This window comes from Psychrobacter sp. CAM01, assembly GCF_032842965.1.
Classification (GTDB): Bacteria; Pseudomonadota; Gammaproteobacteria; order Pseudomonadales; family Moraxellaceae; genus Psychrobacter; species Psychrobacter celer.
This window is the reverse complement of sequence record NZ_JAWJBL010000003.1, coordinates 88140-99473: the sequence shown is the minus strand read 5'-3', so window position 1 is coordinate 99473 and position 11334 is coordinate 88140. Positions and strand designations below refer to the sequence as shown.

Sequence of the window (11334 nt, the reverse complement as noted above, 5' to 3'; positions counted from 1 at the left end):
GTCAATCCACGATTTTAAGCTGTATAAAGATACTTGTCCTGATTGGTTACCTGAGAATACTAACTATCTAGCAGACAGTGGTTATCAAGGGTTAGCAAAGCTACATAACCAAACTTTCACACCATTTAAGAAACCTCGTGGTGGTCAGTTATTGGAGATATGCAAACAGGCCAATCACTATCTGGCAAAGTTCCGTATTGTGGTTGAGCACAAAATAGGCTTAATCAAGTTGTTTAAAATCGTGGCTCATAAATATCGCAACCGTCGTCAGCGCTACGATCTTAGAATGAAGCTGTTTGCTGGTATCATTAATTCCGAGCTTAGACTATGACTTTTGCAAGAGGTCTAGTATTTAGAGCAGATATTGCGTATTGCGGTAAGTGTATTTTTAATTTACAGACTAATGAAGCCATAGACCAACACAAGCCACAGGATAGGTGGGTCACATTGGATCGCATTGGGAAAATAGCAGGCATAAAAAAACGCTAGACGCGTTATTTATAAAGGGTTGTAGGTATATATAGGGATATATGGGAAGAGGTAGGAAAACTAGCATTTAGTAAGATTGGCGGTGAAGGAGGGATTCGAACCCTCGATACGCTATGAACGTATACACACTTTCCAGGCGTGCGGTTTCAGCCACTCACCCACTTCACCGTTTAGACAGACCGCATTTGCACGATACTGATTTTAGACTGGCTAAGTATAGCGGATACCATTTAAAAAGTCACCACTTACGCCTTATCTTTCTTTATTGATGGACGCCTGCTAGGATACGCATACGTAATAACTAGTATAGACGATTGAGAGTTGCATGATAAGAGTTGGTGGGTATCAAGGTGTTTTAAACAACAGCATAATGGCGGTATTTGCTATTGTAGTAGGGCTATCATCAGCGCAGGCAGATGATCTTACTCAGTGCAGTCAATCTTTTTATGGCGGCGTTTATCCAGAGTTTACCAATACCAAGCTTGATAAGAATACTCAAGCGCTGTGTATGGACGGGTTTGCCGTTATGTACTCGGGCGTGTCACGGACACCATTGTGGTCAGCTGAGCATCTAGACCGCCGCCGCTTGCAGCAAGCAAAAACCATCGACCGCGAAGACAGCTTTCATGAGGAGAGCCGTCTACCTAAATCTATGCGCGCCTCGTTGTCTGATTATTCAGGCTCAGGCTATGATCGTGGGCATCTAGCGCCCAATGCCAATATGGCCAATCGCAGCCAGCAATACGACAGTTTTAGTCTGGCCAATATTGCCCCGCAGTCACCGCGCAACAACCGCTATGTTTGGCGTAATATCGAGTCTGCTACCCGCTACTTAACCCAGCAGTATGGCGAAGTCTATACCATCACGGGCGTGGCTTTTACGGGCAAAAAGACCAAACAGCTTGCCGAGCGCGTATTGGTACCCAGCCATTTTTTTAAGGCTGTCTATATTCCAGCGACCGATCAAGCAGGGGTGTATTACGCGCCCAATGATGAGTCAGAGCGCATAGAGGTCATTAGTGTAGATGAGCTAACGGCTAAAGTCGGCATTGATGTCTTGCCGGTGCTCGATCGCCAGACCAAAGCGCAAGCGTTTGCGCTGCCACTAAAGGCAGGTGAAAGCGCCGACTTGCCTGATCAGCCGGTAGAGGAGCCGACATGGCTGCTGTTTGTTTTGGCCATTATTGAGTGGCTACTGGCTCAATTACAGGCTTGACGCGCTTTTAGCGACATCTCAATGTGCTGATATGCATGATTGAATAACTATAAAAAGGATGACAAAATGATTGAACCCTTTGCCAATAACCGCCAAAGCATGCAAATTGGAGAGCTGGTCATCGAAAACCAGCAGGACAAAATCACGATTTATGGCGATATCGATGTGACCTTCGATGCGGCAGGGCATCATCAGGCTCAGCAGCTACACGAGCTGACAACCAAAATTATGCAAGCTTTTGATGATGGTTTGCCTTATAGCAATAACGAGGCAAAGTCAAAAGAAAATGATGACCAATCGGACAAAAATATCGACAACCCCTTCCTGTAACTCTTTGATATGGTTTTGGTTTTATAGAAATAATAAAGTACAAAAAAATTACTAGGCAAACAGATAAAATTGCTTATAATGGGTCAAGACATCGCTTATGTCGCTCAAATCTTTGGACAAAAGCTTGTGAGCAATTGCGATAACGACTATCAAATGGCACATGTTAGCTCACGATGTGCGGTGTTGATGAGTAAAATCGCAGCGCTTATATAAAAGATTCTAGCAAAGGATGAGCATAGAACAGCAGAAACATCACGTTTCGAGTAATCATTGTTTGATTAATCATTGTATGAAGGGAGTCACTCTATGAAACTATTTACAAAAACCGCTTTAGCAGCTGCCGGTATCAGTATGGCGACCATGGCGTTTGCCGCCGATCCATTACACAATACAACATGGCAGACGTATGACGACGGTAAGCCAAAAGGCACGGTAAAAATCACCGAGTCTAACGGGGTGCTGACCGGTAAACTCATTGCAACGAACTCCGCCAAAGGCAAAAAACACGTCGGCATGACCGTCATCAAAGGCCTAAAAGCTGACGGTGGTGGTAAATATAGCGGTGGTACGATCACTGACCCAGAAAAGGGTAAAGACTATCGTATGACAGCCAGTTTAAATGGCAACACTCTAAAGCTAAAAGGCTATATCGGTCCATTCTCCCGTAGCCAAGTGTGGAAAAAGAAATAAACCATACGCGTTATATTAAGCGTTAGAACACAAAAATCCCGCCAGACTTCTCGGTTTGGCGGGATTTTTGATGGGGCATCTCTTTAATACAATAAGTGAAAGTACACTAGATGAAGAGGCTCTAAATTAAGAGGCACTAGATTAAGGGACGTTAGGTTGAGCCTTATATCACAAACTCAGGATATGCCTCCATGCCACACTCCGCAATATCCGCGCCTTCGTATTCATCCTCTTCAGAGATGCGCAGACCTATGATCAGCTTTATCAGTGACCAAACGATTAGGCTTGCGACAAACACCCAGACAAAGATCGTTGCCGCGCCTGCGATTTGACCCAAAAAAGTCGCCGCAGGATTGGTAATAGGCACGAGAAGTAAACCAAACAGACCCACGACGCCGTGTACTGAGATTGCGCCCACTGGGTCGTCTATTTTCAGTTTATCGAGTGCCAAGATAGACAAAACCACGATAGCCCCAGCGATCAGCCCAAAGAGCGTGGCTTGTAAGGCAGAAGGGGTCGATGGCTCAGCAGTGATGGCGACCAGCCCCGCGAGTGCGCCGTTTAAGAGCATGGTCAGATCCGCTTTACCAAAGATCAAACGTGCCAGCAGCAATGCTCCGATAGCGCCGCCTGCGGCTGCGGCGTTGGTATTCAAAAACACCATGGCCACAGAGTTGGCACTGGCGATATCGCCCAGCTTGAGAACGGAGCCGCCATTAAACCCAAACCAGCCCATCCACAATATCAATGTCCCAAGGGCGGCTAATGGCAGATTGGCCCCCGGTATTGCCCGTATCTCACCTTTTGGTCCGTACTTGCCTTTGCGCGCACCTAATAGTAGTACGCCCGCCAAAGCCGCCGCCGCTCCTGCCATATGCACAATACCCGAGCCAGCAAAATCAAAGAACCCCAAGTCGCTAAGACTATATAAACCAAACACATCGTTGCCGCCCCATGTCCAGCTGCCTTCTAATGGATAAATCAGCCCTGTCATGACCACTGCAAACAACAAAAACGACCATAGTTTCATACGCTCAGCCACTGCGCCTGAGACGATAGACATACAGGTCGCTACAAACACCACTTGAAAGAAAAAGTCAGAGGCTGCAGAGTAGACAGAGTCGCCGCCAAAGCCGTTTTCACTAGAGGCAGCTAGCGCATCGGCGACCAAGGCGTCGCCACCTGCGATACCACTCAAAAACCACTCGCCGCCATACATAATGGCATAACCGCAAATCATATACATGGTACAGGCGGTGGCGAATAGAGCGACGTTTTTGGTTAAAATCTCAACGGTGTTTTTGGAGCGGACCAGCCCTGCTTCTAGCATGGTAAAACCCGCTGCCATCCACATGACGAGCGCGCCACACATTAAAAAATAGAACGTATCAAGTGCGTACTGAAGCTCAAAGATTTGGTTTTGCATGTTAATTCCCCCTTGAATTGATGCAATATAGAGCGTTAGGTAGGACTTACAAATCAGCGTTTGTAAGTAGGTCGTGCGCTTTAGATAGCGTCAGGACCTGTCTCGCCCGTACGAATACGAATGACTTGCTCGAGTGCTGTGACAAAGATTTTGCCGTCACCGATCTTACCTGTGCTCGCGATGCGGGTGATGGCTTCGATAGCAGGCTCGACCATCTCGTCAATAACAGCCACTTCGACTTTTACTTTAGGTAAAAAGTCCACCACGTATTCTGCGCCGCGATAGAGCTCTGTGTGGCCTTTTTGGCGACCGAAACCTTTAACTTCAGTGACAGTAACGCCTTTGACACCGATGTCAGAAAGCGCTTCACGCACGTCATCGAGCTTAAACGGTTTTAAGATCGCAGTGATTAGCTTCATAAAAAATTCCTTATTTGTGTGATGCCGCAGGTTGAGAGAAGTTGTGGTGCGTCTCATCGTGGTCATGCTTGATATAGGTCATTCAAGAACTGTGCCAAACCTACTCAAGGGGGTAGGTAGGAGTGGGCTTATTGGTACAAAAATCACCAGTATCATGACACACATCACGCACTATAACGCCGCGATTATACTTATCGTCATGCGTTATACCGCGTCAATCAACCTTTGGCGTTAAGCCTATGAAAACTTTATTATAACCAACTTTCTAGGCGCTAGGGGAGGCTATCGATTTATTTCATGTGACGATTTGCTAAGCGGTTTTTATAAATAATAAAAACGAAAAGGGATACCTGTCATCACTATATAAGGGATGAGGTATAGGGGATGCGGTCAAAAAAACGCGCCGAGCATAAACGCAATGCATAAACACAATACTCAGCGCTGATAAGATAAGAGAATCAGGCGGCAGACGGTGTGGCGTATAGCCTTTGGGATAGCCCTTATGCTTTAGGAAAAAGCAGATAAGGGGTTTGGGTGCTGACCAGTAGTTTTTCCGTATCGCTGCCTTGCAATAGCTCACGTAAGCGCGACTGCCCAAACGCCCCTGACATCAATAGGCCAATGTCATTTTCGGTTTGATAATAATTGAGTGCCGCTGTCACGTCGCGGCAATCGAGTAACGCCTTTTTCGACTTGATGCCCGCTTGCTTGAGGCGTGCGTAAGCTTCGCGCAGCGCATCGCAGTTTTCAGAGTTTTCTTTGCCCACCATCACGATGTGGACGGTTAAGGCGCGAATAAGCGGTGTTTTACAGAGCCAATTGAGCATTTTATGACAAGTGGGACTGTTGTCGAAGGCAAATAGCGCCGTTGTAGGGGGCAAAAATGGTGCATGAGTCACCAAAATGGGGCAAAGACTGACTCTGATGAGTCGGCTTAAAGTCGATTTGCAAGTAACATGATGACCGATGACGATCAATTGCGCTTTGTCATCGACATAATCGATACTTTCACTCAGGTTTTCGTGCCGATGCAACGTATAGGTTTTGAGTTTTTGTCGTTGCTGCTCGCAGTAGGTAGTGGCTTGATGTAACAGCAGCTTGCCTTGGGCTTTTAATTCACAGTTGCTTAGATGCTCTTTGTTGGTAAATTGCTCAAGCAAGGTGTTTTCGTCGTCGATATTGAGGCAGCCAGAGTAGTTTACCGCGGCTTTTTGTTGCAAGCTTGGCACCGAGTGCAACAGGCCAATAGGCGCCTGCAGGCGAGTGGCTGCCCACATGCTGGCCTCTAACACGGCTTGCACATGATCAGGACAGTCCAAGCAGGCAATCACACTATCTGGTTTTAAATTACTCATAAGACCACCACATCATTCCGACAATAAAAAGACAGCTGCTTGGCGAAAAGCTGGGCAATGTGACTGATACCCAACTCTCTCAACCAACGCAGCTGTTTATTAAACTATATATTCAATTATCTACTGGTAATGCATTAATCCAGCAAGCCAATGTCTCGGCGATCGTGGATAGAAAAACGGTCAATCAGGGTTCGGCTTGCATTATTGAGTCCTACCACTTTGACATCAATGCCTTCTCGTTGCAAGCGCATGACCAGCTTGTCCAAAGTGTCCACGGCGCTGACGTCCCAAAAGTGCGCTTGGCTGACGTCAATCTCGATACTATCTACGGCTTCTTTGGTATCAAAGCTGTGCAAAAACTGCGTGGTCGAGGCAAAAAACACCTGTCCTTGCACATAGTAATAACGCGTGTTGCTACGCTCATCGTACTCACTAAAGATGGTTAAGAATTGACCAATCTTATTGGCAAAGGCCAAGGCAGATAGCAGGACACCGACGCCGACACCGTACGCCAGATTGTGCGTAAATACTGTGGTCACGACCGTGGCTAGCATGACGATGTTAAATGACATCGGATGCGTTTTAAACTCGCGAATAGACTGCCAATTAAAAGTGCCAATCGACACCATAATCATCACCGCCACCAGTGCGGCCATCGGGATTTGACTGACCCAGTCGCTCAAAAACACCACTAAGATGAGCAGCACCACACCGGCAATCAAGGTCGACAAGCGTGTCCGACCACCAGATTTGACGTTGATCATCGACTGGCCAATCATTGCACAGCCGGCCATACCGCCAAAGAAACCTGACACCACGTTAGCCATCCCTTGACCACGGCATTCTTTGTTTTTATCACTTGGCGTATCTGTCAGCTCATCCACGATGGTCGCCGTCATCATAGACTCTAGCAGACCTACGATGGCAAGCGCGATAGAGTAAGGCGCGATGATCAGTAAAGTATTGAGGTTTAGAGGAATGTCTGGCAACAAAAACATCGGCAGCGAATCTGGCAGATCACCCATGCTGCCGACGTTACGAATATCAAGGTTCATATACATCGCCACCGCTGTCAGACCCACGATACAGATAAGCGGTGATGGGATCACCCGTCCGATTTTCGGAATCAGCGGAAACAAGTAAATAATCGCAAGGCCCGCTGCGGTCATGATGTAGACCGTCATCCCGACGCGCTCAGTCATTGGGTTTAGTTCAGGGAGCTGGGCGGCAAAGATGAGTATCGCCAAGGCGTTGACAAAGCCAATCACCACCGAGCGCGAGACAAAGCGCATCAAATTACCCAGCTTTAAAATACCCATCACAATCTGAATACCGCCGCACAGCAAAGTCGCGGCCAGTAGATACTGTAAACCATGCTCAGCGACCAAGTCGACCATCACCAGTGCCATCGCGCCTGTCGCCGCCGAAATCATACCTGGACGACCACCGACAAAACTGATCACCACCGCGATACAAAACGAGGCATACAAGCCGACCTTTGGATCGACCCCAGCGATGATAGAAAAGGCAATGGCTTCAGGAATTAAGGCGAGGGCAACGACCAGACCTGATAACACATCACCACGAACATTGGAAAACCACTCGTCACGTAAGTTATCAATAAAAGATGTCATAAGTAAACTGCGTAGGGTTAGAGGCAAAAAAAGTAATCATCCATAAAATGATCGCGTCGCTATAAAATAGCGGTTCATCTTTTTCTACCACAACATGCGCCTTGTCATGTTGTGGCATTGAATTATCAGAGGTCAATCATCAACACATCGATGGATTTATTGATGGGTATCACAAATACACTCACCAATAATAACTATGATGATAAATCCTATCAGATTGCCTAAAAATAGTATTTAAAATGGGTGCTTAAAGTAGTGTATATAAAATAGCACCTACAATAACGTATAGAGTCAGCAATGAGATGCTGCAATAGAAGGTGATAAAACGCTGTCCAACAAGCACAGTAGTTTGATTTTGATAGCAAGGTAGCCTACAGTCGCCGCAAATCAAAAGTGACTGAGGGGCAAATCGCACGCAAACACTAACAACATGCTACACTAAAATGCCAAGCCCAAGACTTAGAGTAGGACTTAGCAAAAACCCTGTGCTGATAGATCAGGGCGGCTATTATAGCATTAGACCCTGAATATAAAAACAGGCGCATAATAGCATAAAGTCATAAAAAATCAGTACCGAAACCTGAACGATACCGTTATCATGATTGTTGTCTTGACGGTAGCGCTTAACGCTTGATACAGCAGCATCGCTAATGCCATGCCAGCCGCTTCAGCCACTATATACGGCCTCTTTTAATCGTCTTATCCTGTATCTTAGCCATATTACCCATCGTTTGCTTGTTTAATTTTAATAGAAGGAATAGATATGACCACCAGTACTACAACAGAAGCCTTACTTCATAAAGGCAGTGGGTTACAAGTCGTGGTCGGTTTGGGGCAGTCGGGGCTGTCGGTGGCGCATTATTTGGTCGAGCAAGGCTATCAGGTCGCTGTTACCGATGCGCAAGCGGCGCCAGCGTTGGCAGTGAAGCTGCCAGAGGCCGTGACAACGCGTCAGTTTGGCGCGATTGACGCCGAGCTATTGCAGCAGGCGGCGCGTATCATTATCAGCCCAGGCATCGCCCTTAGCACGCCTGCGGTGGCGGCGGCGCGTCAAGCCCATATCCCAGTGGTCAGCGATATTCAATTATTTTGTGACGTCTGCCGTGTCCCTATCGTCGCGATTACAGGCTCTAATGCCAAAAGCACGGTAACCACCTTGGTTGGTCAGATGGCGGCAGATGCGGGCGTCAATGTCGGTGTCGGTGGCAATATCGGCGTACCGGCGCTGACGCTATTAGAAAATAGTGAGATGGCGCTTGCTGTACTTGAATTGTCGAGCTTTCAGTTAGAGACGGTGAGCAATCTGGGTGCGCAAGTGGCGACTGTGCTCAATATGTCGCCTGATCATCTCGATCGTCATGGCGATATGCTCGGCTACCATCAAGCCAAACATCGTATTTTTCAAGGCGCTAAATCAGTGGTCATCAACCGCGAAGATGCGTTGACGCGACCCCTGGTGGCTGATAACTTACCTAGAATCAGTACAGGTATTCATGCGCCTGACAAAGACCAATATGGGCTGATTGTCGATTCTGATGGGCAGATTTATTTGGCGCGCGGTACACAAAAACTACTGTCGGCAGACAAACTGTTGATTAAAGGTCGGCATAATTTGCTCAACGCGCAGGCGGCGCTGGCATTAGGCGAGCTGGCGGGGTTGCCGCTGGCGAGTATGCTGACGACTTTGCAGCGGTTCACAGGTCTAGAGCATCGCTGTGAATACGTGGCAAGCGTGGCTGGTATCGATTATTTTAATGACTCAAAAGGCACCAATATCGGCTCGACCATAGCAGCCATCGAAGGGCTTGGCGCTGTCTATGCGCCAAAAGATGGCAAGCTGCTGCTGGTATTAGGCGGACAGGGTAAGGGGCAGGCGTTTGGTGAGCTGGCGCCTTTTATCAATCAGTACGTCAGCCAGGTTTTGTTTATTGGCGAAGATGCCCCGCTGATAGAGCAGCATTTGCGCGCGGCTAAGATCAGTCATGACGTGACGCTGCATCAGTGCCAAACGCTAGAAAACGCCTTTGCCACTATCTTGCAAGTGACCTCAAGCAGTCTCTCGCAAGTACAGGCTGTGCTATTGTCGCCTGCGTGTGCCAGCTTTGATCAATACAGCGGTTATGCTGCGCGCGGTGAGCATTTTGGTCGATTGGTTCATCAGTTAGTAAGCGAGTCGGCAGAGACAGCGACCCCTTAGTGGTATGAGTGGCCATCTGGCATCCTATGCCGGCAGTTGGTGGATGGGGAAGGCGCACAGGTGTTTTTTGATAAATGATTGTTTTGCTTATAGATTGCTGCTACTGTCTTTTATAGCTAGCCTACCAATCAAGCGTAGAGATGACTGTATCATTGCTTGGGTGACGTCTAATTGCGCTGATGGCTGATGATGGCCAGTCGTTGTTTGTCTTAGCCTTAGCCTCAGGTTTGTTTGTTGGTATGTGTTTTTTTAAACGGTGGCGTTGTATAGACGCCGTGTTTTTCGTTCGTTAGTGTATATAAAATTATGGCGCTCTCTTCTCTTTTTCGTTCTTCGTCCCAACCAAAGACAGCCACTGGCGCTGATGGTATTTTATCGATGCCGTCAGCGCGTGCTGTTTTGATAGCGAGCGTTGGCTGTATGCTGGTGCTCAGCTTGTTGATGGTCGCCTCTGCTTCTATCCCATTCGCCCTGAGCCGTGGTATGAGCGAGCTGTACTTTTTTAAAAACCAGCTGCTTTATATGACCATTGGACTTATCATCGCCGCCATCCCTTATTATGGGGTATCTTTGCGGCGACTTTATAAGACAGAGACCCAGTTCATATTGCTGGGGGTTACCGGCTTGCTGCTCGTTGCTACCTTGTTTAGTACTCCGATTAACGGCTCAAAACGCTGGTTAAATTTGGGTGTCTTTAACTTTCAGGTGGCCGAGCTGGCCAAGCTTGTAATGATTGTCTTTGTCTCTGACTTTGTGGTGCGCCGCTCGTTTGAAGTGCGCAATGGTTTAGATGGCTTTTTGCGCATTATGTTGGTGGTGGTGCTGATTACCATGCTCCTACTCTCGCAGCCAGACTTTGGCTCGTTTGTCGTTATTTTAGGCACGATTTTTGCGATTTTTTATATCGCAGGTGCGCCTTACAAGCACTTTGTCGCACTGACTGCCGCTGCCATCGGTGGGGCTGTGTTGATGGTGACAACGGCGCAGTACCGCTTGGTGCGAGTGATGTCGTTTATGGATCCGTTCGATGATGTGCAAGATACCGACTATCAGTTGGCGCGCAGTTTGATTGCCTTTGGTCGTGGGCAGTTTACTGGCGTGGGCTATGGTGAGAGTGTTCAAAAACTCTCGCATTTGCCTGAAGCGCATACCGATTTTTTATTGGCCATCACAGGTGAGGAGCTGGGTTTTGTCGGGGTGACGATGGTCTTGGTGCTTGAGGCGCTGATCATCGGTAGTGCGATGCGCATCAGTTACAACGCGCTAAAACGTCGGCAGATGCGCATGAGCTATACCGCTTTTGGTATCGGTGTGGTGTTTATTGCGCAAACCATCATCAATGCGGCGATGAATATGGGAGCGATTCCGACCAAAGGCTTGACCATGCCATTTTTTAGTTATGGTGGTTCATCTATGCTGATCAGTCTTGTGATGGTAGCGCTGCTGCTAAAAATCTACAAAGAAAGCCCTGAGATTGAAAAGAGCCAGTGCCGTTATTATTAAGCCCTAAACCAAACCTCGTTACTATATGCTTAATGCTTAATGCCTAGGGCTTGACTGTATTGCAAAGTGTTTAAA

At 47.5% G+C, this 11334-nt stretch carries 10 protein-coding genes and 1 tRNA gene; 6 read left to right on the top strand and 5 right to left on the bottom strand.

Annotated features, from left to right (window positions below; genetic code table 11):
* Positions 1 to 331: transposase family protein (locus tag R0I52_RS01640; protein ID WP_317052879.1), on the top strand; the 331-nt coding region annotated here is incomplete at its 5' end.
* 235 nt (positions 332 to 566) lie between these two features.
* Here the strand turns inward: R0I52_RS01640 and R0I52_RS01635 are convergent.
* A tRNA-Ser gene (locus tag R0I52_RS01635) sits at positions 567 to 657 on the bottom strand.
* Positions 658 to 859: 202 nt separating this feature from the next.
* On the opposite strand from R0I52_RS01635, the gene R0I52_RS01630 reads away from it, so the two are divergent.
* The 3 genes from R0I52_RS01630 to R0I52_RS01620 all read left to right on the top strand — a co-directional run bounded on the left by R0I52_RS01630 (position 860) and on the right by R0I52_RS01620 (position 2725).
* Entirely contained in the window at positions 860 to 1705 is an 846-nt protein-coding gene (locus R0I52_RS01630) for a DNA/RNA non-specific endonuclease (RefSeq protein ID WP_317052878.1), read from the top strand.
* A 66-nt stretch (positions 1706 to 1771) separates the two neighbouring features.
* On the top strand, positions 1772 to 2035 hold the full coding sequence (locus R0I52_RS01625) for a hypothetical protein (protein ID WP_317052877.1): 264 nt from the start codon (positions 1772 to 1774) through the stop codon (positions 2033 to 2035).
* A gap of 306 nt (positions 2036 to 2341) precedes the next feature.
* Positions 2342 to 2725 carry a DUF2147 domain-containing protein gene (locus R0I52_RS01620; protein WP_289056706.1) on the top strand — a complete coding sequence of 128 codons (384 nt, stop codon included), beginning with the start codon at positions 2342 to 2344 and terminating at the stop codon, positions 2723 to 2725.
* A gap of 163 nt (positions 2726 to 2888) precedes the next feature.
* Here the strand turns inward: R0I52_RS01620 and R0I52_RS01615 are convergent, their stop codons facing one another.
* The 4 genes from R0I52_RS01615 to R0I52_RS01600 form a co-directional block, all read right to left on the bottom strand.
* On the bottom strand, positions 2889 to 4151 hold the full coding sequence (locus R0I52_RS01615) for an ammonium transporter (protein ID WP_317052876.1): 1263 nt from the start codon (positions 4149 to 4151) through the stop codon (positions 2889 to 2891).
* Positions 4152 to 4231: 80 nt separating this feature from the next.
* Positions 4232 to 4570: a P-II family nitrogen regulator gene (locus R0I52_RS01610; RefSeq protein WP_010197981.1), complete on the bottom strand. Its 339-nt coding sequence runs from the start codon at positions 4568 to 4570 to the stop codon at positions 4232 to 4234.
* Positions 4571 to 5070: 500 nt separating this feature from the next.
* On the bottom strand, positions 5071 to 5925 hold the full coding sequence (locus R0I52_RS01605) for a universal stress protein (RefSeq protein WP_075101867.1): 855 nt from the start codon (positions 5923 to 5925) through the stop codon (positions 5071 to 5073).
* Between the two features lie 134 nt (positions 5926 to 6059).
* Positions 6060 to 7559 (bottom strand): SulP family inorganic anion transporter, encoded by a 1500-nt coding sequence (locus tag R0I52_RS01600; protein WP_289000339.1) that lies wholly within the window; start codon positions 7557 to 7559, stop codon positions 6060 to 6062.
* A 763-nt stretch (positions 7560 to 8322) separates the two neighbouring features.
* Between R0I52_RS01600 and murD the strand changes: the two genes are divergently transcribed.
* Together murD and ftsW are read left to right on the top strand one after the other, a co-directional pair.
* Positions 8323 to 9756, top strand: coding sequence for a UDP-N-acetylmuramoyl-L-alanine--D-glutamate ligase (gene murD, locus R0I52_RS01595; protein ID WP_317052875.1), 1434 nt, complete (start codon positions 8323 to 8325; stop codon positions 9754 to 9756).
* A 306-nt stretch (positions 9757 to 10062) separates the two neighbouring features.
* Positions 10063 to 11259 (top strand): putative lipid II flippase FtsW, encoded by a 1197-nt coding sequence (ftsW, locus tag R0I52_RS01590; protein WP_172953132.1) that lies wholly within the window; start codon positions 10063 to 10065, stop codon positions 11257 to 11259.
* The last annotated feature ends 75 nt before the right edge of the window (positions 11260 to 11334 follow it).

Coding starts and splice junctions, on each gene's coding strand:
- R0I52_RS01625 (WP_317052877.1), top strand. CDS start 1,772: ATGATTGAACCCTTTGCCAATAACCGCCAAAGCATGCAAATTGGAGAG.
- R0I52_RS01620 (WP_289056706.1), top strand. CDS start 2,342: ATGAAACTATTTACAAAAACCGCTTTAGCAGCTGCCGGTATCAGTATG.
- R0I52_RS01615 (WP_317052876.1), bottom strand. CDS start 4,151: ATGCAAAACCAAATCTTTGAGCTTCAGTACGCACTTGATACGTTCTAT.
- R0I52_RS01600 (WP_289000339.1), bottom strand. CDS start 7,559: ATGACATCTTTTATTGATAACTTACGTGACGAGTGGTTTTCCAATGTT.
- R0I52_RS01630 (WP_317052878.1), top strand. CDS start 860: ATGGCGGTATTTGCTATTGTAGTAGGGCTATCATCAGCGCAGGCAGAT.
- murD (WP_317052875.1), top strand. CDS start 8,323: ATGACCACCAGTACTACAACAGAAGCCTTACTTCATAAAGGCAGTGGG.
- R0I52_RS01605 (WP_075101867.1), bottom strand. CDS start 5,925: ATGAGTAATTTAAAACCAGATAGTGTGATTGCCTGCTTGGACTGTCCT.
- ftsW (WP_172953132.1), top strand. CDS start 10,063: ATGGCGCTCTCTTCTCTTTTTCGTTCTTCGTCCCAACCAAAGACAGCC.
- R0I52_RS01610 (WP_010197981.1), bottom strand. CDS start 4,570: ATGAAGCTAATCACTGCGATCTTAAAACCGTTTAAGCTCGATGACGTG.